Raw genomic sequence first — 25017 nt, 5'->3', positions numbered from 1 at the left:
AGGGAACCGCACGCTCCCCTCCCGCGTCCCATCGCCGTCCCCCAGGCGGGGGATGCGGGATACGACCAGCGAGGAGCGATGCGGTGAACACCGAGCGACCCGAGAACCGCGAGCACCCCGAGGGCTCCGAGCATGCCGAGTGCGCGGAGAGCGCCGGGAGCGCCGCGAAGGGCGCGAACGGCGCGAGTCAGGAGGGTTCCGAGGACTCGGGGAAGCCTGAGCCGGCGCCCGCCGCGGCGGAGGGCGCCGACGACACGGAGGGCGGGCAGGCAAGCAGGCGGCGGTCGCGGCTCGTCGTCGTCTCCGTCGCCGCCGCCGTGCTGCTGGTCGGCGGCGGTGGCGCGTACCTCGCGGCGAGCAGCGGCACCGGCGGCCGTACGGGCGGACCGGGCGCGGCCGACTCCGGCGCCACTCCCCCGCCGCTCGCGCTGGACGGCTGGACCGGCACGGGCGGGATCGCCCCGGGCGAGCCGGACCCCTACGGCGCCACGTACGTCGCCCACGGCGAGCTGCCGGCCGGGCCCGGCTCCGCGCCGGTGTACGTGCCGAAGGGCGAGGTCGGCAAGGACGCGGTGGCCCGGCTGGCCAAGGCGCTGGGCATCGACGGCACGCCGGTGGCCGAGGGGCGGATCTGGCGGGTCGACGGCGTCGGCGGCAAGGACGGCTCCGGGCCGAGCCTGACGGTGAACCGTGACGCGCCGGGCAGCTGGACGTTCAGCCGGTATGCGCCGGGCACCGACGACTGCACGAAGGGCGTCCTGTGCGCGCACGACCCGATGGGCCCGACGGGCGCCCCGGTGAGCGTGCGGAAGGCGACCGAGGCGGCCGCGCCGGTGCTGAAGGCGGCGGGGCTGGACGACGCGAAGACCGACGCGAGCCAGGTCATGGGCAGCCAGCGGGTCGTGAACGCCGACCCGGTGGTCGGCGGGCTGCCGACCTACGGCTGGACGACCGGCCTGACCGTGGACCGGCAGGGCGAGCTGGTCGGCGGGCACGGGCTGCTCGGTGCGCCGGTGAAGGGCGACACGTATCCCGTGCTGAGCGCCGCGAAGACGCTGAAGCTGATGAACGCGGCGCCGAAGAGCGACCACCGCATGGGGATCGGCGGCTGCGTCAGTCCGGTGCCGATGAAGGACCGGCTGGAGCAGCCGTGCGGCGCGCCCACGGCCGCGTCCGCGGGCGCGTCCACGGAGGTGCCGAAGCAGGAGGGGGCGGACGCCGGAACGGACCCGGTCACCGTGGAGAAGGCGGTGTTCGGGCTGTCCGCGCACTCCGTCGCCGGGCGGCAGACGCTGGTGCCGTCCTGGCTGTTCGAGGTGCGGGAGCCGGCCGGTCAGGGCGCGTCGACGGTGTCGTACCCGGCGGTCGATCCCCGGTACCTGGCGTCGGCGGCCACGCCCTCGGCGCCCACCGCGTCCGCGGCACCCCGGAGTGTGAAGGTGACCGGCTACATGGCGGAGGGCCGGGTGCTGACCGTGAGCTTCTTCGGCGGGGTGTGCGCCGACTACACGGTGGCGGCGAAGGAGAGCGGCGAGCGGGTGACCGTGACCGTCACCGAGCACCCCTGGCCCGGCAAGGTGTGTGTGCTGATCGCCAAGGAGTACGTGAAGACCGTACGGCTGGCTGCACCGCTGGACGGGCGGGCGGTGGTCGGTGCCGACGGGGCCGGGATCCCCCGGACCAAGCCGGGCGCGCTGCGGCCGGACGCATCGGTGCAGTCTCGCTAGCCTTCCGGCGTACGACGAGGGCGGCGGCCCCCCGCTGAGGGGGCCGCCGCCCTTCCGCATCCGTCAGGCCCTCGGGCCGGATCCCTCGGCTCAGCTGAAGGAGTCGCCGCAGGCGCAGGAGCCGGTCGCGTTCGGGTTGTCGATCGTGAAGCCCTGCTTCTCGATCGTGTCCACGAAGTCGATGGTCGCGCCGCCCAGGTACGGGGCGCTCATGCGGTCCGTGACGACCTTGACCCCGCCGAAGTCCTTCTTCACGTCACCGTCGAGCGAGCGCTCGTCGAAGAAGAGCTGGTAGCGCAGGCCGGAGCAGCCGCCGGGCTGGACGGCGACGCGCAGCGCCAGGTCGTCGCGGCCTTCCTGGTCGAGCAGGGCCTTGACCTTGGCCGCGGCGGCGTCGGTCAGGATGATGCCGTCGGTGACGGTGGTGGTCTCGTCCGATACGGACATCTACATCTCTCCCGGGTTGTACGGAGACTGCTTGCCGACGAGTGCAACCGGCGCTTGCGCGGATTCATTCCGGGCCGGGCAGTCACGTTGTCGCCTTTTGCTTCCGTCTTCATGCTCGCACATGGCCGGGAAGGCCGACAGCGACCCGAGGAGGGAGCCGGGCGGGATTCACGTCACATCGACGCTATGGCCGTCGTCAAAGTGACGTGAACCGGTTATGATAGATAGCGTCAGTTAGACGAAAAGTAGAAAGGGTGCGTGTCGTGACCACCGCCCAGACCCCGGAACTCGACGTGCAGCCGACTCCGCTCGCCCTGCTGCTGCTCGGCCGTGAGGCCGACCCGAAGAGCGAGCGGGGCGTCGAGTGCCCCGGTGACCTGCCCTCGCCGTCCGACCCGGACCTGGTCGCGCGCGCCCGCGCGGCCAAGGAGAAGCTCGGCGACAAGGTCTTCGTGCTCGGCCATCACTACCAGCGCGACGAGGTCATCCAGTTCGCCGACGTCACGGGCGACTCCTTCAAGCTGGCCCGGGACGCGGCCGCGCGCCCGGAGGCCGAGTACATCGTGTTCTGCGGTGTGCACTTCATGGCCGAGTCGGCGGACATCCTCACCTCCGACGACCAGAAGGTCGTCCTGCCCGACCTCGCCGCCGGCTGCTCCATGGCCGACATGGCGACGGCCGAGCAGGTCGCGGAGTGCTGGGACGTGCTGACGGAGGCGGGCGTGGCCGAGCAGGTCGTGCCGGTCTCGTACATGAACTCCTCCGCCGACATCAAGGCGTTCACCGGCAAGCACGGCGGCACGATCTGCACCTCCTCCAACGCCAAGCGGGCCCTGGAGTGGGCCTTCCAGCAGGGCGAGAAGGTGCTCTTCCTGCCCGACCAGCACCTCGGCCGCAACACCGCCGTCCGGGACATGGGCATGTCCCTGGACGACTGCGTGGTCTACAACCCGCACAAGCCGAACGGCGGCCTGACGGCGGACGAGCTCCGTGCGGCGAAGATGATCCTGTGGCGGGGTCACTGCTCGGTGCACGGCCGCTTCAACCTGGACTCGGTCAACGACGTCCGCGAGCGCATCCCGGGCGTGAACGTCCTGGTCCACCCGGAGTGCAAGCACGAGGTCGTGGCCGCCGCGGACTACGTCGGCTCGACGGAGTACATCATCAAGGCCCTGGAGGCGGCCCCGGCGGGCTCCAAGTGGGCCATCGGCACCGAGCTGAACCTGGTCCGGCGGCTGGCGAACCGTTTCGCGCCCGAGGACAAGGAGATCGTCTTCCTCGACAAGACGGTCTGCTTCTGCTCGACCATGAACCGCATCGACCTGCCCCACCTGGTCTGGGCCCTGGAGTCCCTGGCCGAGGGCAACCTGGTCAACCGGATCGAGGTCGACAAGGAGACCGAGGCCTTCGCCAAGCTGGCCCTGGAGCGGATGCTCGCGCTTCCCTAGCGCACACGAAAACGCACACGAAAGGGCCGGGCCTCGTACGAGACCCGGCCCTTTGCCATGCCGTCAGACTCCGGCCGGTTCCAGGACCTTCTCCGCCTTCGCCTCCCGCTTGGCCGCCCGCTTCTTCGCGCGCCGCTCCTTGCGGAGCTCCAGCATCGCGTAGAGCGTCGGCACCAGCAGCAGCGTCAGCAGGGTGGACGTGATCAGGCCGCCGATGACGACCACGGCGAGGGGCTGGGCGATGAAGCCGCCCTCGCCCGTGACGCCCAGGGCCATGGGGAGCAGGGCGAAGATCGTCGCCAGCGCCGTCATCAGGATCGGGCGGAGGCGGTGGCGGCCGCCCTCGACGACGGCTTCCACCACGCCGTAGCCCTGCCTGCGGTACTGGTTGATCAGGTCGATCAGCACGATCGCGTTGGTCACCACGATGCCGATCAGCATCAGCATGCCGATCATCGCCGGGACGCCCATCGGGGTGCCGGTGGCGACCAGCAGGCCGATCGCACCCGTCGCCGCGAAGGGGATCGACACCAGCAGGATCAGCGGCTGGACCAGCGAGCGGAAGGTCGCCACCAGCAGCATGAAGACGATCGCGATCGCCGCCAGCATGGCCAGGCCCAGGTTCTTGAACGCGTCGCTCTGGTCCGAGGTCACGCCGCCGATCTCGGCCTTCGCGCCCGCCGGGAGCTTCAGCGCCTTGATCTTCGACTGGAGCTCGGTGCTGATCGCACCCGTGTTGTCACCGGTGGGCCTGGCCGTGATGGTGGCCGCGCGCTGCCCGTCGATCCGGGTCAGGGACACCGGGCCGTCCACCAGCTTCACCGTGGCGATGTCGCCGAGCTTCACCGGGCCGAGGCGCAGCGCCTTCAGCTGGGCCAGCGTGGTCGCGGGCTCGGCCGACCTCACGACGACATCGCGCTCGGTGTCGTCGAGGATCGCCTTCGCCGCCGTCGTACCGCGCACCGCCTGGGCGACCGCCGCGCCGAGCTTCTGGTCGTCGAACCCGGCCGCCGCCGCCTTCGCGCCCGCCTGCACCGAGATCCGCGGCACGCTCGTGGCGAGGTCGCTGGAGACGTCCGTGACGCCGTCCAGGCCGGCGACCGTGGAGCGGACCTGCTCCGCGGCCGTCCGCAGTGCCTGCGGGTCGGACGCCTTGACCACCACGCTCAGGTTCTGGTTGCCGAAGCCGCCACCGGCCGACACCGTGGTCGTACCGATGCCCTTGAGCTGCTTCAGGCCGTCCTCCAGGCGCTTCTGCACCTTGTCGTACGACTTCGAGTCCTTGAGCATCACCTGGTAGGACGCCTGGTTGGTGTCCGTGCCGCCGCCGAAGGCCGCCATGAAGCCGGAGGAGCCGACGGTGACCTGGTAGTCCTTCACGCCCTCGGTGGAGGCGATCAGCTTCTCGACCTTCTTCGCCTGCGCGTCGGTGGCGGCCAGGCTGGTGCCGGGCCTGAGCTCCTGCTTGACCGTGAGGACCTCCTGCTCGCCCTGGTCGAAGAAGTTCGTCTTCAGCAGGCCGCCCATGCCGAAGGTCACCACCAGGACCACGATCGCGATCAGCACGCTGGTGAGGCGGCGGCGCGTGGCGAAGCGCAGGACGGGGACGTAGGCGCGCTGGAGGCGGCTGTCCGCCTCCTTCTGCTCGGCCCGGCGGCGGGCCTCCGCCGCGTCCTCGGGGGTGCCCTTCGGGGCGCGCAGGAACCAGTACGACAGGACCGGTACGACCGTCAGCGACACCAGCAGGGAGGCCAGCAGGGCCGCCGTCACCGTGATGCTGAACGAGCCGAACAGGGCGCCCACCATGCCCCCGACCAGGCCGATCGGCAGGAACACGGCGACCGTGGTGAGGGTGGAGGAGGTGACCGCGCCGGCCACCTCGCGCACGGCGGCGAGGATGGCCTCCCTGCGCTCCTCGCCGTAGCCGAGGTGCCGCTTGATGTTCTCCAGGACCACGATCGAGTCGTCCACGACCCGGCCGATGGCGATGGTCAGCGCGCCGAGCGTGAGCATGTTCAGGGACAGGCCGCGCGTCCACAGCACGATCAGGGCCAGCACCACCGACAGCGGGATGGAGACCGCCGTCACCAGCGTCGAGCGGACCGACGCGAGGAAGACCAGGATGACCAGGACCGCGAAGAGCAGGCCGAGCGCGCCCTCGGTGGTCAGGCCCTTGATGGACTTCGACACCGCCGGTCCCTGGTCGCTGACGACCGTGAGCCTCGCGCCCGAGCCGAGCTGTTCGCGCAGGTCGGGCAGCTTGTCCTTGACCGCGTTCGAGATGGTGACCGCGCTGCCGTCGTGGTCCATGGTCACGGTGACGGCGAGGCTGGGCCTGCCGTCGGTGCGGGTGATGGAGTCCGCCGGGGCGGGCTGCTCCTTGACGGTGGCCACGTCACCGAGGCGGACGGGCTTGCCGCCGCTCCCGCCGGTGACCATCAGGTCCTGGATCTGTTCGAGCGAGGTGAAGCCGCCGCCGACCTGGACGGTCCGGTTGGCGCCGTCCTCGTCGAAGGAACCGGCCGGGACGGTCGCGCCGCCCGCCTGCAGGGCCTGGCCGAGCGCGGCGGAGGTGAGGCCGGCCCGGGCGAGCCCGGCGTCGTCCGGGGTGACGGTGACCTGGAGGTCGCGGACGCCGGTGACCTGGACGCGGCCGACGCCGGAGATGTCCTTCAGTGCCGGTACGACCGTCTTGTCCAGCTGGTCCGCGAGCACCTGCTGGTCCTTGTCGGAGGTGGCGGCGAGGACAACGGTCGGCATGTCGTCGGTGGAGCCGGATACGACCTGCGGGTCGACGGCGTCCGGGAGCTGGTTGCGGGCCCGGTTCACGGCCTGCTGGACGTCGGAGACGATCCGCTTGGTGTCGTTGCCGTAGTCGAAGGACGCCATGATCACGGCGTGGCCCTCACTGGCGGTGGAGGTGACGCCGGTGACACCGTCGACGCCCTGGAGGTTGTTCTCGATCGGCTCGACGACCTGTTTCTCGACGACGTCGGGCGAGGCGCCCTGGTACGGCGCGATCACCGACACCATGGGCAGGTTGATGGTGGGCAGCAGCTGCTGCTTGATCTGGGGTATCGCGATCAGCCCGAAGACGAGCGCGACAAGCGACATCAGGCCGATCAGGGCCCGTTGCCGGAGGCTGAATCTCGACAGCCAGGACATGGATCAGGGTCTCTCAATCTGTGAGCGGCAGACCCTCTCACCCTGAGCCATCCCGGACGGCCGATCCGTAAGCCCTGGGTCCATTTCCTTATCCGGGCCCTACTCCGCCCGCAGTACGCCAGGGTGGAGACGCGCGGTACGCCAGGGTGGAGATCAGTCCGTCCTCGGACGCACCAGCCCCGACTCGTACGCGATCACCACGAGCTGCGCCCGGTCCCGCGCGCCCAGCTTGGCCATGGCCCGGTTGACGTGGGTCTTCACCGTCAGCGGGCTGACCTGGAGGCGTTCGGCGATCTCGTCGTTGGAGTGGCCGCCGGCGACCTGGACCAGCACCTCGCGCTCCCGCCCGGTGAGCGCGCCGAGCCGGTCGGAGCGGGCGGGGTCACGGCCGTCGTCGCCGTCGCCCTGGGCGAGGAAGCGGGCGATCAGCCCCTTGGTGGCGGTGGGGGACAGCAGGGCCTCGCCGCCCGCGGCGACCCGGATGGCGTTCAGCAGCTCCTCCGGCTCGCTGCCCTTGCCGAGGAAGCCGGAGGCGCCCGCCCGCAGGGCCTGGACCACGTAGTCGTCCACCTCGAAGGTGGTCAGGATGACCACGCGGACCTCGGCCAGTTCGGGATCGGCGCTGATCAGCCGGGTGGCGGCGAGCCCGTCCGTGCCGGGCATCCGGATGTCCATGAGGACGACGTCGGGGGCCTGTTCCTTCGCCAGCCGGACCGCCTCGGCCCCGTCGGAGGCCTCCCCGACCACCTCCATGTCGGGCTCGGAGTCGACCAGCACCCGGAACGCGCTGCGCAGCAGGGCCTGGTCGTCGGCGAGCAGGACACGGATCGTCATGCGGGCTCCCCCGGGGGCCGTCGTACGGGTTTCGGTACGGGTCTTCACGCGTCTCAGAGTGCGTCTGTGCGCGTCTCAGTACGCGTCTGTGCGGGTCTCAGTACGCGTCTTGAGGGGCAGGATCGCATGGACGCGAAAGCCGCCGCCGTAGCGGGGCCCGGTGGTGAGGGTGCCGCCTAGGGCGGTGACCCGCTCGCGCATGCCGAGCAGTCCGTGCCCGCCGCCGGCCCCGGGCACCCCGGCCGCGCCCGCGCCGTTGTCCAGCACGGTGACCTCGATGTCCGTGCCCACCCGTACGACGCTGACCTCGGCCCTGGCCTCTGGTCCGGCATGCTTCTGCACGTTGGTCAGGGCCTCCTGCACGATCCGGTAGGCGGCCAGGTCGACGGCGGCGGGCAGTTCGCTGCCCTGGTCGGCGCGGGCCACCTCCACCGGCAGGCCCGCGTTGCGAAAGGTGTCGGCCAGCTCGTCCAGGCGGCCGAGGCCGCCGGCGGGCTCGGTCGGGGCCTCGGGGTCACCGGACTGGCGGAGCAGCCCGACGGTGGCGCGCAGTTCCTCCAGCGCCGAGCGGCTGGCCTCGCGGACGTGCGCCAGGGCCTCCTTGGCCTGGTCGGGCCGCTTGTCCATGACATGGGCCGCGACCCCTGCCTGGACGTTCACGAGGGCGATGTGATGGGCGACGACGTCGTGCAGATCACGGGCGATGCGCAGCCGCTCCTCGGCGACCCGGCGGCGGGCCTCCTCCTCGCGGGTGCGTTCGGCGCGTTCGGCACGCTCCCGGATGGCCTGGACGACCGCGCGCCGGCTGCGTACGGCGTCCCCGGCGGTGGCGCCGATCCCGGTCCAGGCGAGGACGCCGAGGTTCTCCTGCGCGTACCAGGGCAGCGGGCCGCCGAGCATGGCGGCGGCCGTCAGCACGGTCATGGTGAACAGGCCGACGCGCACGGTGGTGGTGCGGTCGGTGGTCGAGGCGACGGTGTACAGGGCGACCACGGCGGACATCGCCACCGGCGCCCGGGGGTCGCCGGTGACGCACTCGATCACGGAGAGGGCGCCGGTGACGGCCAGGACCGTCCTGGGAGCGCGGCGACGGAAGACCAGCGCGGCCGCGACGAGCAGCATGAGGAAGAGGCTGAGCGGGTCGGGGGTGCGGATGCCCCAGGTGACGCCGTGCGCTCCGCGGGGCACCACGAAGGATCCGGCGACCATGCACACCAGCACACCGGCGGCGATGGACGCGTCCAGCGCGAGGGGGTGGGCGCTGAGGCTGCACCGGGCGCGTTCGAGAGTGCTCACGCATGGAACAGTACGGGGGGTGTGCAAGGTGCCCTGTGCCGCGGCCGGGCCGGGCCCGGGGGGAACGACTGACCGCAGCCACGAGCGGGGCGCTAGCCCGGAATCAGCCCATCGTCGGCGAGCATCTCCCGTACCTGCTCCAGCGACGCATCCGGCGACGGCAGGATGAGCTCGGAGGGCTCCAGGGAGTCGTCGGGAAGCGGAACCCCGAGACGGCGGACGGCGTCCAGGAGCGCGGCGAGCGTGCGGTGGAAGCCCGCCTCGTCGCCGCTCTCCATCTCGGCCAGCAGCTCGTCGTCCAGCTTGTTCAGCTCGACCAAGTGGGAGTCGTCCAGCTTCACCTGGCCCTCCCCCATGATCCGTACGATCATGTCGGCCTCCTCGGCTCGGGTCCCGGCGCCGGGCTACTGCTTGTCGAAGCGCGGGGTGTCCTGCGGCTGCTGCTGGGACTGCCCCTGCCCGGTGCCGCCCTCGATGGCCTGCTGCGGGGAGCCCCCGGCCAGCTCGGCCTTCATGCGCTGCAGTTCCAGCTCTACATCCGTACCACCGGAGATCCGGTCCAGCTCGGCGGCGATGTCGTCCTTGGCCATGCCGGTCGGGTCGTCGAGGGCGCCGGAGGCGAGCAGCTCGTCGATGGCGCCGGCCCGGGCCTGCAGCTGGGCGGTCTTGTCCTCGGCGCGCTGGATGGCCAGGCCGACGTCGCCCATCTCCTCGGAGATGCCGGAGAAGGCCTCGCCGATCCGGGTCTGGGCCTGGGCGGCGGTGTAGGTGGCCTTGATGGTCTCCTTCTTCGTACGGAACGCGTCCACCTTGGCCTGCAGGCGCTGGGCCGCGAGGGTGAGCTTCTCCTCCTCGCCCTGGAGGGTGGCGTGCTGCGTCTGGAGGTCGGTGACCTGCTGCTGGAGCGCGGCGCGCCGGGACAGCGCCTCGCGGGCCAGGTCCTCGCGGCCGAGCGCGAGCGCCTTGCGGCCCTGGTCCTCCAGCTTGGTCGACTGCTGCTGCAACTGGTTGAGCTGGAGTTCCAGGCGCTTGCGGCTGGTCGCCACGTCGGCGACGCCGCGACGGACCTTCTGCAGCAGCTCCAGCTGCTTCTGGTACGAGTAATCGAGGGTCTCGCGCGGGTCCTCGGCCCGGTCAAGGGCCTTGTTCGCCTTCGCGCGGAAGATCATCCCCATACGCTTCATGACACCGCTCATGGGCTTCGCGCGCCCCCTTCTGACGGACTCCAGCTCACAGATCCTGCGACAGGACCCACAGTACGGGCCCTGACTCCATTACCGCACTGTTCGGGGACGGATGCGCTCATCCCCGAGGACGACTGCGGACGTCATCGCTCCGGCGTGAGGAGTAGGTGATCCCCCACCTGCCCCCACCGCCCCCGCCGGAACGTCCCCTCTGTCCCCCTACAGACGTCCGGTGTTGCCGGATCGTTCCCCGCCGGGCTGGGGTCCATGCCGGGGAAGCCCGTACCCTTGGGTTTTGTGTTCCGTAGCCGTGCCAAGGAAGAGAAGGCCCCGACCGCCGACAAGGCGCAGGTGAACCTCTCCAAGCAGTCCCGTGACCCGCAGGCCCCGAAGGGCAGGCCCACGCCCAAGCGCAGTGAGGCCCAGTCCCAGCGGCGCAGCGTGGCCCACACGCCCACCAACCGCAAGGAGGCCGCGAAGCGCCAGCGCGAGGAACGGCGCCAGGCCCTGGAGCGGCAGCGCCAGGCGCTGGCCACCGGTGACGAGCGCTATCTGCCGGCCACCCACAAGGGCCCGGTCCGCAAGTTCGCCCGCGACTGGGTGGACTCGCGGTTCAACGTGGCGGAGTTCTTCCTGCCGCTCGCCGTGGTGATCCTCGTGCTGAGCGTGGTGCGGGTGCCGGCGATCCAGTCGATCGCGCTGCTGCTGTGGCTCGTGGTGATCGTGCTGATCGTGGCGGACGCGGCGTTCAGCGGCTTCCGGCTGAAGAAGCAGCTCAAGGAGCGCTTCCCGGACGGGAAGACGCGAGGCGCTGTCGCCTACGCCCTGATGCGCTCCCTGCAGATGCGTCGGCTCCGGCTGCCGAAGCCGCAGGTCAAGCGCGGAGAGCGGCCCTGAGCGCAGAGGCCTTCACCGGGGGCGCGGCCGAGGCCTGGCTGAACAAGCTGGGCAGGCTGCGTGATGTCGTACGCCAGGAGCTGGTGGCCCGGCAGCTGGACGAGCAGATAGCCGGCCGGTTCCCGGTCGGGCAGCGGCTGCGGGTGCTCGACGTGGGGATGGGCCAGGGCACGCAGGCGCTGCGGCTGGCCCGGCTCGGCCATCAGGTGACCGGGGTCGAGCAGGACGCGACGATGATCGCCGCCGCGCGTGAGGCGCTGTCCGCGCAGCCGGAGGGCATCCGCGAGCGGGTCCGGCTGGTGCAGGGCGACGGGCGGGACACCGGTGTGCACTTCCTGCCGGGCAGCTTCGACGTGGTGCTGTGCCACGGCGTGCTGATGTACGTCGAGGAGCCCGACCCGCTGGTGGCGGGCCTGGCGCGGATGCTCGCCCCCGGCGGACTCCTCTCCCTGCTCGTCCGCAACGGCGACGCGCTCGCCATGCGGCCGGGCCTGTCCGGGGACTGGGCGGGCGCCCTGGCCGCCTTCGACACCACCGCCTACCACAACCGTCTCGGCCTGGACGTACGGGCCGACCGGCTGGCCACCCTGACCGCCACGCTCGCCGGGATCGCGGCCCCGCTGCACGCCTGGTACGGCGTCCGGGTGTTCACGGACACGGCGGCGGACGACGCGGAGATCCCCGGGGATCTGCAGACGCTGCTCGCCGTCGAGGAGCGGGCCGGGCGCACGGACCCCTACCGCCGGGTGGCGGCGCTGCTGCACCTGTGCGGCGTACGGGGCTGAGACCGTTCGGGTCAGCAGCGCGGGCCGGGTGAGGGCCGCGCGGGGAGACTCGGGGGTATGGACGCTTCCCCGATCCGTGCCCTGCGCAGCGCCGCCGCGGCGGCGCTGCTGTGCTGTGCGGCGGCGAGCTGTACGGCCACCGCTCCCGAGACCCGGCAGGACGCCGCGACGACCGCGCGGGCGGAGGTGCCGACGGCCGCGGGTGCTCTGCAGAGCCAGTACCAGAAGGTCATCAAGGCGGTCCTGCCGTCGGTCGTACAGATCCAGGCGAGCCAGGAGCTGGGCTCCGGGGTGGTGTACGACGGCAAGGGGCACATCGTCACCAACGCGCACGTGGTCGGGTCGGAGAGGACCTTCAAGGTGACCACGGCCAACAGCGAGGCGCCGCTCACCGCGAGCCTGGTGTCCTCCTACCCCGAGCAGGACCTGGCCGTGATCAAGCTGGACAAGGTGCCGGCCGGGCTGCGGGCGGCGGCGTTCGGCGACTCCCAGAAGGTGGAGGTCGGCCAGATCGTGCTGGCCATGGGCTCGCCGCTCGGGCTGGCGTCCAGCGTGACCCAGGGCATCGTCTCGGCGACCGGGCGGACGGTCAGCGAAGCCCCCCGAGGGGGTACGGGCGCGACCATCGCGAACATGGTGCAGACCTCGGCCGCCATCAACCCGGGCAACAGCGGCGGCGCGCTGGTCGATCTCGCCGGGCAGGTCATCGGCATCCCGACGCTCGCCGCCGCCGACCCCCAGCTCGGGGGCAGCGCGGCGCCCGGCATCGGGTTCGCCATCCCGGCGTCGATGGTGCAGACGATCGCCGGGCAGATCGTCAGGCAGGGCAGGGTCACCGACTCCGGGCGGGCCGCGCTCGGCATCACCGCACGGACCGTGGTGGACGACCGCTACCAGCCCGCCGGGGTGGCGGTGGTCAGCGTCAGGCCCGGCGGTGCGGCGGACAGGGCGGGCCTGCGCCCCGGCGACGTCATCACCAAGCTGGGTGACCGGCCGATCTCCACCATGACCTCCCTCTCGGTGGCGCTGGCGGCGGACAGGCCGGGCCGGAAGACGTCGGTGACCTACCAGCGGAGCGGCGCCACGAAGACGGTGGAGGTGACGCTGGGCGCGCAGTGACGAGGGGTACGCCCCTACGGCCGCGGGGCCGCACCCCTCCGCACCGGTCAGGCCGCGTCGGCGTGCAGGCTCATCGGCCCGTAGATCTCGGTGTTCTCCTCGAACAGCCGCACCTGGTCGGCGCCGCCCTCCAGGAGTGCCTTCCAGTGCTCGCCGATCCAGGACTCGGCATCTCCCTGCGTGGTGAACTCCTCGGGCTGCACGGCGGGCTGGACCTCCGTCCCGTCGGCCTTCTCGAACCGCCACGTCCATGCCGTCATGTGGGCCTCCTTCGATCCAACACCTGCTGGAAGACTAGCCGGAAGCGCACGATGTGATCGGACAGGCGAAAATCGATTCGTGGAAGTGACTCTGCTCGGTACCGGCGCCCCGTCCGGACTGCCCCGCCCCGACTGTCCCTGTGCCTCCTGTGCGACGGCGCTCGGGCCCGACGCGCGGGCCGCCACCGCCGTGCTGGTGGACGGGACGCTGCTGCTCGACCTGACGCCGGGCGCTGCGTTCGCGGCGGCGCGGGCCGGGCATTCGCTGGGCGGGGTACGGCAGGTGCTGCTGTCGCATCCGCACGACGGTCCCGCGGTGGAGGTGCCGGCGGGGCTGCCGCAGCCCGGGCGGGTGCCGGACGGGCGGGAGTTGGCGTTGCTGACGGGGCATCGGGTGCGGGCCGTGGCGATGGACGCGGGCGGCACCGGGTACGCGGTGACCGGGCCGGAGGCGCAGCGGCTGCTGTATCTGCCGCCGGGCGGGGCGCCGGCGGGCCTGGAGGAGGCGACGGCGGAGTCGTACGACATGGTCCTCGCGGACGTCGTCGGCCGCCCGGACGCGCTGGCACGCCTGCGGGCGGTGGGCTCGGCCGGGCCGACGACGGACGTGCTCGCCGTCCATCTCGACCACGACGTGCCGCCCGGCGCGGAGTTGCGGCGCCGGCTGGCGGCGGCCGGGGCGCGAGCGGTGCCGGACGGTACGACGCTGGCGGTCGGCGCGTACGAGGACGTGCCGGACGTGCCGCGCCGGACGCTGGTGCTGGGCGGGGCACGCTCGGGCAAGTCGCTGGAGGCCGAGCGGCGGCTGGAGTCCTTCCCGGACGTGCTGTACGTGGCGACCGGCGGGACGCGGGGCGGGGACGACGAGTGGGCCGAGCGGGTGGCCGCGCACCGGGAGCGGCGGCCGGGGTCGTGGCGTACGGCGGAGACGACGGACCTGGTGCCGCTGCTGGGCGAGGACGGGCCGCCGCTGCTGATCGACTGCCTGTCGCTGTGGCTGACGGATGTCATGGACTCGGTGGGGGCGTGGGACGACGCGGAGTGGGCGGGCGGGGGTGAGAAGTCCCTGCGGGAGCGGGTGCGGGAGTTGACCGGGGCCGTGCGCCGTACCCGGCGGACGGTGGTGGCCGTGTCGAACGAGGTCGGCTCGGGGATCGTGCCCGCGACCGCCTCCGGCCGGCGGTACCGGGACGAACTCGGGCGCCTGAACGCGGCGTTCGGCGCGGAGTGCGAGCAGGTGCTGCTGGTGGTGGCGGGGCAGGCGCTGGTGCTCCGGGGCTGAGCGGGCGCCCGGTGCCGCGGCCGGCCGAGAGTGGGCCCCCCACGCGCCCGCGGTCAGCCTCGGTCCTTGCGGGCCACGAGGCGGTACGCGTTGGAGAACGGTGTGCGGCGGAGGAAGGGGGCCAGGGCGTGGTCCAGGGCCGAGGCCGCTGCCCGGGCGGGCGCGGCGGCGGGTCTCAGCAGCGGGGCCCTGGCCACCGCCAGGGCGACCGCGGCCGACAGGTCGCAGGGCACATGGGCGTTCCTGCGGTCGGTCACGAGGATCGTGCAGCCCAGGGTCTCCAGCTCGGCGCGCAGGTTGGGCAGCGGCAGCAGGTGCAGGTGGCGGGGCTGACCGTACGGGAGCCACCATCTGCCGAGCAGGGTGGCGAACGCGCAGCGCGGATCGGCGACTTCCACGACGAGGTGGCCGCCGGGCCGCAGGGCCGTCAGGGCGGCGCGGAGTTCGGCGCGCGGGTCGGGCGTGTGCTCCAGATGGCGGAACATGCTGACCACGTCGTAGCGGCCGCGCAGCCGGTCCGTCATGCCGGGTGTGGCGAGGTAGCCGCGGTGGGCCTCCTCGACCCGTTCCTCCAGCTGGGCCTGCTGCACCCGGGCCGTCGGGTCCAGGCCGTCGAAGCTCGTGTACGGGAAGAACTCCTTCGCCGCCTCGGGGAAGCCGGCGTGGCCCGTGCCCACGTCCAGCCAGCTCTCCGCCTCGGCCAGCGCCGACAGCCGCCAGGCGGTGACCCGGTGCCGCCGGCGGACCGCGCGGGCGGACCGGACGCGCGCGGTGAACTCCTCCAGCTGCCGTTCGTAGAAGTCCCGGTGGAAGAAGGTGAACCCTTCCGCCGTGAGCCGGGGGTTCTGGAAGACATGGGAGCAGTCGCGGCACTCGTCGAGGACGAACCGGCCCGGCCGGTGCCGCAGGGGGTCGCCGGCGCGCACCCTGGTGCGCAGCCGTGCGGAGCCGCACCAGGGGCAGTCCTCGCGGCGCGGTTCGAGGAACGGGTCGGAGGATCGCGGTAGGGGCGTGGGCGTGAAGGGCGAGGTCGGCATGGCGGCTCCCTGGGCGACATTCCGCAACAAACCGGACGGCAAACCGGAAGGTATGGGATCCGGATCTTGGGCGCAATGACGTCATGGGGGCGTGGTGGCCATGTGGCGCGGAAGCGTTCGTTCTCTGGCGGTACTGTTCGGCGAATGAGCAGGCTTAATCTGGACGACTTCACCGATCTGATCGAGCGCCCGGACGGGGGCGTGCGCCGTGACGCCGAGGCCCGGCGGGAGCGCCAGATCGTGCCGCCCGGGGCGCTGGGCCGCCTCGACGAGCTGGGCGAGTGGCTGGCCGCCGCGCAGAGTGCCGTACCGGTACGGACAGTTGAGCGGCCGAAGGTGATCCTCTTCGCCGGTGACCACGGCGTCGCCGAGGCCGGCGTCTCGGCTCGTTCCGCCGGCACCGCGGAGCAGTTGGTGCGGGCCGTGCTGGAGGGCGCGAGCCCGGTGTCCGTGCTCGCGCGGCGCCAGGAGGTGCCCGTCCGGGTCGTGGACATGGCTCTGGACTGCGCGCCGGACGCCTTCCCGGAGGACGTCGTACGGCACCGGGTGCGGCGCGGCAGCGGCCGTATCGACCTCGAGGACGCGCTCACCCTCGAGGAGGCCGAGGCGGCGCTGCGCGCGGGTGTCGCCGTCGCCGACGAGGAGGCCGACTCCGGTACGGACCTGGTGGTGCTCGGCGACATCAGCGTCGGCGGCACCACGGCCGCGGCGGTGCTGATCGCGGCGCTGTGCGGGACCGACGCGTCGGTGGTGACCGGGCGGGGCGGGCTGGCGATCGACGACCTGGCGTGGATGCGCAAGTGCGCGGCGATCCGGGACGCGCTCCGGCGGGCGCGGCCGGTGCTCGGCGACCAGCTGCAGCTGCTGGCGACCGTGGGCGGTGCGGACCTGGCGGCGATGACCGGGTTCCTGTTGCAGTGCGCGGTGCGGAAGCTGCCGGTGATCCTCGACGGGGTGGTGGCCGCCGCGTGCGCGCTGGTCGCGCAGCGGGTCGCGTTCCGGGCGCCGGACTGGTGGCTGGCCGGGCACGCCAGCGGGGAGCCGGGACAGGCGAAGGCGCTGGACCGGATGGCCCTGGAGCCGCTGCTGGAGCAGGGGGTGAAGGTCGGCGAGGGTACGGGTGCGCTGCTCGCCCTGCCGCTGGTGCGGGCCGCGGCGGCGCTGGCCGCGGAGCTTCCCGAGAAGCCCGGGGCCGAGAAGGCGCCGGAGGAGGAGAAGGACCAGGAGCGGGAGTAGTTCCGGTTCGTGCGAACTCCCGGCGGAAAAGTGAGGTTCGCCGGAGCGGCACCCATATGATCCTGCCCCATGGGAGATGCCCGAAATGCCGTTCCGCAGCAGGCCGAACCGGGGCGCCCGGGTGAGGAGGGGCGGCGGTCCACCGGGGCCTCCCGGCGGGCCGCCGCCTTCGCCGTCTGGTACCTGCGGACCGTCGCCTTCATCAACTTCCTCAGCGCGGTCTGGGTCTCGCTCGGCCAGGACGTGCGCCGGCACAACCAGGACGACTTCTTCACCCCGTACCTGCTGACGGCCGGCTTCGCCTCGGGTGTGTTCACCGCGTTCCTGGCCATCACCATGCGGCGCCGGAAGCGGGCCGCCTGGATCCTCAACATCGTGCTCAGCGGGGCCTTCCTCGCGCTGTTCGCGTTCGCCATGGCGTTCCCGGAGATCCGGCGGTACACGCAGAACTGGATCTCGCTGGCGCTCACGGCGGTGTTCGTCGGCGCGCTCCTCGTGGGCCGCCGGGAGTTCTACGCCAAGGGCGACCGGTCCAACCCCCGGCTCGCGGCGACGGTCGCCGTCGTCGGCGGACCGGCCGCGAGCCTGCTGGCCGGGCTGCTGGTGACGGTCACCAACCAGGCGCCGGACGCGGCCCGTTCGACCTTCCTGGAGCGCTGGCACTACGGAGCCCTGCGCCTGGTGTCGGTGGCCGCCGAAGAGTCCCGCTTCCCCGGGATCGACCCGCCGAACTGGGCCAACGTCGCCGTCAACGTGCTCAGCACGGCCCTCGTCCTCGCCGTGTTCTACGCCGCGTTCCGCTCCCGGCGCGCCGTCGACCCGCTCACCGAGGACGACGAGAAACAGCTGCGGGCCCTGCTGGACCGGCACGGCGAGCGGGACTCGCTCGGCTACTTCGCGCTGCGCCGGGAGAAAAGCGTGGTGTGGTCGCCCACGGGCAAGGCGGCCGTCGCCTACCGGGTGGTCGGCGGGGTGAGCCTGGCCTCCGGGGATCCGCTCGGGGATCCGGAGGCGTGGCCGGGCGCGATCGTGCCGTGGCTCGCGGAGGCGCGGGCGCACGGCTGGATCCCGGCGGTGATGGGCGCGAGCGAGGAGGCGGGGACGATCTACGCCCGGCACGGGCTCGACGCCCTCGAACTCGGCGACGAGGCGATCGTGGAGGTCGCCGAATTCACGCTGGAGGGCCGGGCGATGCGCACGGTCCGGCAGGCGTACAACCGGGTGAAGCGGGCCGGGTACGAGGTGCGGATCCGGCGGCACGCGGATATCCCGACCGCCCCGGTCGACGAGATGGCGCATCTCGTCGAGTGTGCGGACGACTGGCGGGACGGGGCGACCGAGCGCGGGTTCAGCATGGCGCTCGGCCGGCTCGGGGACCCCGAGGACGGGCAGTGCGTGATGCTGGAGTGCACGGACGCCGAGGGGAGGCTGCGCGCTCTGCTGTCCTTCGTGCCGTGGGGGCCGCACGGGCTGTCCCTGGACCTGATGCGCCGTGACCGGGACTCGGACAACGGGCTGATGGAGTTCATGGTCATCGAACTGCTGCGGCGGGCCGGAGAGATCGGGATCACGCAGGTCTCACTCAACTTCGCGATGTTCAGGTCGGTCTTCGAACGTGGCGCGCGCCTCGGTGCCGGACCGGTGCTGAGGCTGTGGCGGTCGCTGCTCAGTTTCTTCTCCCGCTGGTGGCAGATCGAGTCGCTGTACCGCGCCAACGCCAAGTACCGGCCCATCTGGGAGCCGCGGTTCCTGCTCTTCGAGAAGAGCGCGGACCTGCTGCGCATCGGCCTCGCCTCGGCCCGCGCGGAGGGCTTCCTGGAGGCGCCGGGACTGCCGAAGTGGCTGCACCGCAGGCACCTGGACACACACCGGTGAGGACCGTCCGATGAGAGCGCTCGTCCGCTGGGCCCGTGAGGAGTGGGGGCCGCTGTACGTCACCGTACGCGCGGCCCCGCTGGAGCGGCGCCTGCGGGCGGCGCCGATGACGCTCGGCGCGGTCTGTCTGACGGCCCTGCTGCAGTACGTGCAGAACCAGCCGTGGGGCTATCAGTTCGTGCAGAACGTGGGCGCCGTACGGGCCGAGGACCCCCTGTGGCTGGCGCTGCTCCGCACGCCCTTCTCCCTCTTCGTGCCGGCGCTGGACCTGCCGGTGTGGGGGGCGCTGGCGCAGATCCTGCTGGTGTTCGGGATCGCCGAGATCTGCATCGGCTGGTGGCGGACCCTGGTGATCGCTTACGCCGCCACCGTCGCCGGGACCCTGTACGCGCGCGTCGGCATCTCGCAGGGCGCGCACGCCCCGTTCGGGCTGCCATGGACGGACGCGCAGGTGGTGGACACCGGTCCGTCGGCGGCCGTGGTGGGCCTCGCCGTGTTCGTGAGCTGGCGCTACGGCGCGTACGTCACCTCGGGCGCGGTGACCCTGGCGATGGTCGCCGAGGTGCTGGTCAAGCAGAACCTGGCGGGCAAGGAGCATCTGGCCGCGCTGATGGCCGTGGGGCTGATCTGCCTCGCGGTGGCGGTACGGCACCGCTACGGGCTGCGACTGCGGCCGCGGCACACGTACGGCCGTCTGGTACGGCGCGTCCAGCGACGCTCGGGCAGCCGGGCCGGACGCGGGCCGGGCTTACCGCCGATCCAGTCCTGAACGGCGCGGCTCCGCCGGACCCGGCGCCGGTCGCACCGGTAGGCACGCGAAACGGCGGCCGGGGAAAGCCGCGGCCCCACGGACAACCCGGCCCCGGCTCCCGCCCACAACCCGCTCAGCGACGCTCGGGCAACCGGACCGGGCGCGGGTCCGGCTTGCCGCCGATCCAGTCCTGAACCGCGCGGCTCCGCCGGGCCCAGCGGCGGTCGTGGCGGTAGGCGCGCAGGGCGGCCTTGGCGCGGGCGCGGGGGCGGCGGCCGTAGAAGCGGCGGGCCCACGGGGAGCCGGGGCGGGCCAGCCGGATCGCGCCGACCAGCGCGACCAGCGGCACGATCACCCCGAAGACCGCGACGCGCGCCTTGCCCTTGCTCAGGGCGATGAGCGCGAAGAGGAAGTTGACGCCGATGGTGCTGAGGGCACCGCCGCGGTCCTGCAGCTCCTGCGCGGACAGGTCGTTGACGCCGAACGGGGCGAACCCGGCGAGCAGCAAGCCGACGAGCGCGGCGGTGAGCACGACGATCTCGACGCTCTTGCGGCCCTCCTCGGTCCAGTAGACGTCGTCCAGGTGGAGGATCAGCGCGAACTCGTCCAGGACCAGGCCGACGCCCATCCCGAACAGCACGGCGGCGACGGCACCGCCCGCGCCGTGCCGGTCGCTGGCGACCGCGCCGAACCCGCCGACGATGGTGAGGACGACCCCGGGGACGGCATGGTGGATGTGCAGCCCGCCCGCCCTGACGTTCTTGAACGGGCCCTTGCAGGCCCGGATCAGCCGGGTGATCACCCGGGTGACCACGAACGTGAACAGGAACGCGGCGAGGGCGAGCAGCATCGGGAGCTTGCCCGGTTCGACGATGTTCCGTACCCACCAGTGCCCCATATGCGCACCTTATCCTCGGGTGCGGAGAGCGGCTCCGCGACCGCCGGGTAACCTTCGCCGGTGCCCAAGTCCTCACCGCTCGACGGCCTCCGCTTCGCCTTCGGCACCCTCACCGTGCTGCCCGTCCGGGTGCACCGCTGGGACCGCGAGGCCGCACGCGGCGGGATGCTGAACGCCCCGGTCGCCGGTCTGGTCGTGGGCGGCTGCGCGGCCGGAGCCGGACTGCTCCTGCTTCTCCTCGGCGCCGGCCCGCTGCTCGCCGCCACCGCCTCCGTCGCCGTACCGGCCGCGCTCACCCGAGGGCTGCACCTCGACGGCCTCGCCGACACCGCCGACGGCCTGGGCAGCGGCAAGCCCGCCGAGGACGCGCTCCGCATCATGAAGCAGTCGGACATCGGGCCGTTCGGGGTCATCACCCTGGTCCTGGTGGTGCTGGCCCAGGTCGCGGTGCTGGCACAGCTGTACGGCGACTCCTGGGCACGGGGCGCCCTGGCGGCCGTCGTCTCGGCGATCACGGCCCGGCTCGCGCTCACCCTGGCCGCCCGCACCGGGGTGCCGGCCGCCCGCCCGGAGGGGCTGGGGGCGGCGGTCGCCGGCGTCGTGCCGGTACCGGGCGCGCTGGCCGTCACCGCGGCCTTCACGATCGGTTCGGCGGCCTGGCAGTCGGCCCTAGGCCCGTACGACGCCGTGCGCGCGGCGGCAGCGGTCCTGCTGTCCCTGGCCACGGCCGAACTCCTGCTGCGCCGCTGCACGAACCGCTTCGGCGGGGTGACGGGTGACGTCTTCGGCGCCCTGGCGGAGACGGCGGCGACCACCGCTCTCGTGGTGCTTTCCCTGGGCCGGTGAGCTTCTCCGCCGTCAGCCCCTCACAGGGCCCGAACTCCTCGATGCCGGAGCTCACTCGTCCCCGTGCGGTGTGAACGAGGCCCGTTCCCAGGGCCGTGCAGACGCGTCGCACGCTGCCCGGGAGGCGGAAGTGACCACGACGCCACGCACAGGTGAACGCCCGTAGGAATGAGCGAACGGGCGCACGCGCGTAGTCTCGTCCCGGGTGTTCGCCGACAGGGTGAAGGCCCCGGTTGCCCTCCGTGCCCTGGTCTGGGCCTAAGGTCGGCTCTCGGGCCCACCCACCCCTGCACTGGCGATTGCCCTACAGGGCGATCGAGGATCGCAATACATCGGAAGCGAGAATTCACCACCGTGACTGCTCTGACTCTCAGCACCTCTGCGGCGCCCGGCCTGCGGGCCGACGCGATCGTGATCGGTGTCGCCAAGGGCACCAAGGGCCCCGTCGTGGCGCCGGGCGCCGAGGCCGTGGACAAGGCGTACGACGGCAAGCTGGCCGGCGTCCTGGAGACCCTCGGCGCCGCGGGTGCCGAGGGCGAGCTGACGAAGCTGCCCGCTCCGGCCGGCTTCAAGGCGCCGATCGTCGTGGCGGTCGGCCTGGGCACGGAGCCGGACGCCAAGAGCGAGGACGCGAGCTACGACGCCGAGGCGCTGCGCAAGGCCGCCGGCGTGGCCGCCCGCGCGCTCGCCGGCTCCAGGAAGGCCGCGTTCGCGCTGCCCGTCGACGGCCCGGGCGCCGTCGGCGCGATCAGCGAGGGCATCCTGCTCGGTGCGTACTCCTTCGACGTCTACAAGGGGAACGGGAACGGGGGGAAGGCCAAGAACGGCAAGGCGCCGCTGGCCGAGGCCGCGCTGCTCGGCGGCAAGCCGCGCGACGCCGCCCACAAGGGGGCCGTCGCCCGTGCCGTCGCCGTCGCCGAGGAGCTGAACCGCGCCCGCGACCTGATCAACATGCCGCCGAACGACCTCGACCCGGCGGCGTTCGCCGCCGAAGCGCAGGCCGCGGCCAAGGAGCACGGCCTCAAGGTGCAGGTGCTCGACGACAAGGCCCTGGCCAAGGGCGGCTACGGCGGCATCCTCGGCGTCGGCGGCGGCTCCTCGGCCGCCCCGCGCCTGGTGAAGCTGTCGTACACCCACCCGAAGGCGGAGAAGCACCTGGCCTTCGTCGGCAAGGGCATCACCTACGACTCGGGCGGCATCTCGCTGAAGCCGGCCGGGCACAACGAGACGATGAAGTGCGACATGAGCGGTGCCGCCGCCGTGTTCGCCGCCGTCGTCGCCGCCGCACGCCTCGGCCTGGAGGTCAACGTCACCGGCTGGCTGGCGCTGGCCGAGAACATGCCGTCCGGCTCCGCCGTGCGCCCGGGTGACGTGCTCCGCATGTACAGCGGCAAGACCGTGGAGGTCCTCAACACCGACGCCGAGGGCCGGCTGGTGCTCGCCGACGCGCTGTGGGCGGCCTCGCAGGAGAACCCGGACGCGATCGTGGACGTCGCGACCCTCACCGGCGCGATGATGCTGGCGCTCGGCAGCCGGACGTTCGGTGTCATGGCGAACGACGACGCGTTCCGCTCCGCGGTGCACGAGGCGGCGGAGGAGGTCGGCGAGCCGGCCTGGCCGATGCCGCTGCCGGAGCACCTGCGCAAGGGCATGGAGTCCCAGGTCGCCGACCTCGCGAACATGGGCGAGCGGATGGGCGGTGGGCTGGTCGCCGGTCTGTTCCTGCGCGAGTTCGTGGGCGAGGGGATCACCTGGGCGCACCTCGACATCGCCGGCCCGGCGTTCAACGAGGGCGGTCCGTTCGGTTACACGCCGAAGGGTGGTACCGGTTCCGCTGTCCGGACGCTGGTGCGCCTCGCCGAGCTGACGGCCGCGGGTGACCTGGGCTGATGCTCGCCTGAGCGCTCGGTTCCGCCCGGTCGCACGGCGGCTTGAGGGGGCACGGGGTTGTTCACACGGTTCCCCGCGCCCCTTCGGGACGCTTCAGTGGGGTGTCTCACACTCAGGCCCGGCGTCTCGTCCGCCTCGAACAAGTGCAAAGATGGAGCCCGGCAGGACAGGGCCCCCACCGAAGGGCCGAAGCATCAAGCGGCCGGACACCAGCCGCCCGCCGGTCACAGGAGATCGGCGCAAGGCGCACATGCATGGAGGACGTGACGTGGCGAACGACGCCAGCACCGTTTTCGACCTAGTGATCCTCGGCGGTGGTAGCGGTGGTTACGCCGCGGCCCTGCGCGGGGCGCAGCTGGGCCTGGACGTCGCCCTGATCGAGAAGGACAAGGTCGGCGGCACCTGCCTGCACCGGGGTTGCATCCCCACCAAAGCCCTGCTGCACGCGGGCGAGATCGCCGACCAGGCCCGCGAGAGCGAGCAGTTCGGCGTCAGGGCCACCTTCGAGGGCATCGACGTCGCGGCCGTCCACAAGTACAAGGACGGCGTCATCGCCGGCCTGTACAAGGGCCTGCAGGGTCTGATCGCGTCCCGCAAGGTGACCTACATCGAGGGTGAGGGCCGGCTGTCCTCCCCCACCTCCGTCGACGTGAACGGCCGGCGCATCCAGGGCCGCCACGTCCTGCTGGCGACCGGCTCCGTGCCGAAGTCGCTGCCGGGCCTGGAGATCGACGGCAACCGGATCATCTCCTCCGACCACGCCCTCGTCCTGGACCGCGTGCCGCAGTCCGCGATCATCCTGGGCGGCGGTGTCATCGGCGTCGAGTTCGCCTCGGCGTGGAAGTCCTTCGGTGCCGACGTCACGGTCATCGAGGGCCTGAAGCACCTCGTCCCGGTCGAGGACGAGAACTCCTCGAAGCTTCTCGAGCGCGCGTTCCGCAAGCGCGGCATCAAGTTCAACCTCGGCACCTTCTTCCAGAAGGCCGAGTACACCCAGGACGGCGTGAAGGTCACCCTGGCGGACGGCAAGGAGTTCGAGGCCGAGGTCCTCCTCGTCGCCGTCGGCCGCGGCCCGGTCTCGCAGGGCCTGGGCTACGAGGAGGCCGGGGTCGCCATGGACCGCGGTTACGTCCTCGTCGACGAGTACATGCGGACCAACGTCCCGACCATCTCCGCCGTCGGTGACCTCGTCCCGACACTCCAGCTCGCGCACGTCGGCTTCGCCGAGGGCATCCTGGTGGCGGAGCGTCTGGCCGGTCTGAAGGTCGTTCCGATCGACTACGACGGTGTCCCGCGGGTGACGTACTGCCACCCGGAGGTCGCCTCCGTCGGCATCACCGAGGCCAAGGCCAAGGAGATCTACGGCGCGGACAAGGTCGTCGCCCTGAAGTACAACCTGGCGGGCAACGGAAAGAGCAAGATCCTCAACACCGCGGGCGAGATCAAGCTCGTCCAGGTGAAGGACGGTGCCGTGGTCGGCGTCCACATGGTCGGTGACCGCATGGGTGAGCAGGTCGGCGAGGCCCAGCTGATCTACAACTGGGAGGCGCTGCCGGCCGAGGTCGCCCAGCTCATCCACGCCCACCCGACGCAGAACGAGGCGATGGGCGAAGCGCATCTGGCGCTCGCCGGCAAGCCGCTGCACTCCCACGACTGAGCCTTCGGTCAACGGGCGCGACGACACAGACTTCCGCAATTCGTTAGGAGCAACCGAAACCATGGCGGTTTCCGTAACCCTTCCGGCGCTCGGTGAGAGCGTCACCGAGGGCACTGTCACCCGCTGGCTGAAGGCCGAGGGAGAACGCGTCGAGGCCGACGAGCCGCTGCTCGAGGTCTCGACCGACAAGGTCGACACCGAGATCCCCTCGCCGGCCGCCGGCGTCCTGGCCTCCATCAAGGTCGCCGAGGACGAGACGGTCGAGGTCGGCGCCGAGCTGGCCGTCATCGACGACGGCACCGGCGCCCCCGCGGCCGCCCCGGCCCCCGCCGCTGCCGAGGCTCCGGCCCCGGCCGCCGCCCCCGCCGCTCCGGCCCCGGCCG

General features: G+C 72.3%; 22 protein-coding genes. 13 read left to right on the top strand and 9 right to left on the bottom strand.

Annotation, left to right across the window (positions count from 1 at the left end):
• Positions 1-83 precede the first annotated feature (83 nt).
• Positions 84-1727, top strand: a complete 1644-nt coding sequence (locus ABT288_RS32230; RefSeq protein WP_351615258.1) for a hypothetical protein — start codon at positions 84-86, stop codon at positions 1725-1727.
• A 90-nt stretch (positions 1728-1817) separates the two neighbouring features.
• Here the strand turns inward: ABT288_RS32230 and ABT288_RS32225 are convergent, their stop codons facing one another.
• The gene (locus ABT288_RS32225; protein WP_351615255.1) at positions 1818-2174 is read right to left on the bottom strand and encodes a HesB/IscA family protein; all 357 of its coding nucleotides are present in this window, start codon (positions 2172-2174) and stop codon (positions 1818-1820) included.
• A gap of 263 nt (positions 2175-2437) precedes the next feature.
• Here ABT288_RS32225 and nadA point away from each other — a divergent pair, with 263 nt between their 5' ends.
• Positions 2438-3622 carry a quinolinate synthase NadA gene (gene nadA / locus ABT288_RS32220; RefSeq protein ID WP_351615253.1) on the top strand — a complete coding sequence of 395 codons (1185 nt, stop codon included), beginning with the start codon at positions 2438-2440 and terminating at the stop codon, positions 3620-3622.
• Positions 3623-3685: 63 nt separating this feature from the next.
• Here the strand turns inward: nadA and ABT288_RS32215 are convergent, their stop codons facing one another.
• From ABT288_RS32215 to ABT288_RS32195, 5 genes are all read right to left on the bottom strand, one after another.
• Positions 3686-6787: an efflux RND transporter permease subunit gene (locus tag ABT288_RS32215; RefSeq protein WP_351615250.1), complete on the bottom strand. Its 3102-nt coding sequence runs from the start codon at positions 6785-6787 to the stop codon at positions 3686-3688.
• 153 nt (positions 6788-6940) lie between these two features.
• Positions 6941-7621 carry a response regulator gene (locus tag ABT288_RS32210; protein ID WP_351615247.1) on the bottom strand — a complete coding sequence of 227 codons (681 nt, stop codon included), beginning with the start codon at positions 7619-7621 and terminating at the stop codon, positions 6941-6943.
• 75 nt (positions 7622-7696) lie between these two features.
• A complete protein-coding gene (locus ABT288_RS32205) occupies positions 7697-8917 on the bottom strand; it encodes a sensor histidine kinase (protein WP_351615244.1) in 1221 nt (406 codons plus the stop codon).
• Between the two features lie 92 nt (positions 8918-9009).
• On the bottom strand, positions 9010-9288 hold the full coding sequence (pspAA, locus tag ABT288_RS32200) for a PspA-associated protein PspAA (protein WP_351615241.1): 279 nt from the start codon (positions 9286-9288) through the stop codon (positions 9010-9012).
• Between the two features lie 33 nt (positions 9289-9321).
• Entirely contained in the window at positions 9322-10113 is a 792-nt protein-coding gene (locus tag ABT288_RS32195) for a PspA/IM30 family protein (RefSeq protein ID WP_351615239.1), read from the bottom strand.
• A 255-nt stretch (positions 10114-10368) separates the two neighbouring features.
• Here ABT288_RS32195 and ABT288_RS32190 point away from each other — a divergent pair, with 255 nt between their 5' ends.
• The 3 genes from ABT288_RS32190 (at position 10369) to ABT288_RS32180 (ending at position 12902) form a co-directional block, all read left to right on the top strand.
• Positions 10369-10998 carry a DUF3043 domain-containing protein gene (locus ABT288_RS32190; protein ID WP_351615237.1) on the top strand — a complete coding sequence of 210 codons (630 nt, stop codon included), beginning with the start codon at positions 10369-10371 and terminating at the stop codon, positions 10996-10998.
• Between the two features lie 83 nt (positions 10999-11081).
• Complete coding sequence (locus ABT288_RS32185) at positions 11082-11783, top strand: class I SAM-dependent methyltransferase (protein ID WP_351615234.1); 702 nt, start codon at positions 11082-11084, stop codon at positions 11781-11783.
• Between the two features lie 57 nt (positions 11784-11840).
• Positions 11841-12902, top strand: coding sequence for a S1C family serine protease (locus ABT288_RS32180; protein WP_351615233.1), 1062 nt, complete (start codon positions 11841-11843; stop codon positions 12900-12902).
• A 47-nt stretch (positions 12903-12949) separates the two neighbouring features.
• Here the strand turns inward: ABT288_RS32180 and ABT288_RS32175 are convergent, their stop codons facing one another.
• On the bottom strand, positions 12950-13162 hold the full coding sequence (locus ABT288_RS32175) for a hypothetical protein (RefSeq protein ID WP_055709718.1): 213 nt from the start codon (positions 13160-13162) through the stop codon (positions 12950-12952).
• A 79-nt stretch (positions 13163-13241) separates the two neighbouring features.
• On the opposite strand from ABT288_RS32175, the gene ABT288_RS32170 reads away from it, so the two are divergent.
• Positions 13242-14444 (top strand): bifunctional adenosylcobinamide kinase/adenosylcobinamide-phosphate guanylyltransferase, encoded by a 1203-nt coding sequence (locus ABT288_RS32170; RefSeq protein WP_351615230.1) that lies wholly within the window; start codon positions 13242-13244, stop codon positions 14442-14444.
• Between the two features lie 53 nt (positions 14445-14497).
• Here ABT288_RS32170 and ABT288_RS32165 read toward each other — a convergent pair whose 3' ends face one another.
• Positions 14498-15481, bottom strand: coding sequence for a class I SAM-dependent methyltransferase (locus ABT288_RS32165; RefSeq protein ID WP_351615228.1), 984 nt, complete (start codon positions 15479-15481; stop codon positions 14498-14500).
• A 144-nt stretch (positions 15482-15625) separates the two neighbouring features.
• Here ABT288_RS32165 and cobT point away from each other — a divergent pair, with 144 nt between their 5' ends.
• The 3 genes from cobT to ABT288_RS32150 all read left to right on the top strand — a co-directional run bounded on the left by cobT (position 15626) and on the right by ABT288_RS32150 (position 19361).
• On the top strand, positions 15626-16717 hold the full coding sequence (cobT, locus tag ABT288_RS32160) for a nicotinate-nucleotide--dimethylbenzimidazole phosphoribosyltransferase (protein ID WP_351615225.1): 1092 nt from the start codon (positions 15626-15628) through the stop codon (positions 16715-16717).
• Between the two features lie 69 nt (positions 16718-16786).
• Positions 16787-18592: a phosphatidylglycerol lysyltransferase domain-containing protein gene (locus ABT288_RS32155; protein WP_351615222.1), complete on the top strand. Its 1806-nt coding sequence runs from the start codon at positions 16787-16789 to the stop codon at positions 18590-18592.
• A gap of 10 nt (positions 18593-18602) precedes the next feature.
• Positions 18603-19361 carry a hypothetical protein gene (locus tag ABT288_RS32150; protein ID WP_351615219.1) on the top strand — a complete coding sequence of 253 codons (759 nt, stop codon included), beginning with the start codon at positions 18603-18605 and terminating at the stop codon, positions 19359-19361.
• A 115-nt stretch (positions 19362-19476) separates the two neighbouring features.
• Here the strand turns inward: ABT288_RS32150 and ABT288_RS32145 are convergent, their stop codons facing one another.
• A complete protein-coding gene (locus ABT288_RS32145) occupies positions 19477-20241 on the bottom strand; it encodes a hypothetical protein (protein ID WP_351615216.1) in 765 nt (254 codons plus the stop codon).
• A 60-nt stretch (positions 20242-20301) separates the two neighbouring features.
• Here ABT288_RS32145 and ABT288_RS32140 point away from each other — a divergent pair, with 60 nt between their 5' ends.
• The 4 genes from ABT288_RS32140 to ABT288_RS32125 all read left to right on the top strand — a co-directional run.
• Positions 20302-21087: an adenosylcobinamide-GDP ribazoletransferase gene (locus tag ABT288_RS32140; RefSeq protein WP_351615214.1), complete on the top strand. Its 786-nt coding sequence runs from the start codon at positions 20302-20304 to the stop codon at positions 21085-21087.
• Between the two features lie 354 nt (positions 21088-21441).
• Entirely contained in the window at positions 21442-22977 is a 1536-nt protein-coding gene (locus tag ABT288_RS32135) for a leucyl aminopeptidase (protein ID WP_351615212.1), read from the top strand.
• Positions 22978-23245: 268 nt separating this feature from the next.
• Complete coding sequence (gene lpdA / locus ABT288_RS32130; RefSeq protein ID WP_351615209.1) at positions 23246-24634, top strand: dihydrolipoyl dehydrogenase; 1389 nt, start codon at positions 23246-23248, stop codon at positions 24632-24634.
• A gap of 61 nt (positions 24635-24695) precedes the next feature.
• Positions 24696-25017, top strand: a 322-nt coding sequence (locus ABT288_RS32125) for a biotin/lipoyl-containing protein (RefSeq protein ID WP_351615207.1), incomplete at its 3' end; no start/stop codon positions are given.

The organism is Streptomyces sp. NPDC001093 (assembly GCF_040298985.1).
In the GTDB taxonomy this organism is placed as follows: domain Bacteria; phylum Actinomycetota; class Actinomycetes; order Streptomycetales; family Streptomycetaceae; genus Streptomyces.
The sequence above is the reverse complement of the archived record's forward strand: the minus strand, read 5'-3'. Positions and strand labels throughout refer to the sequence as shown.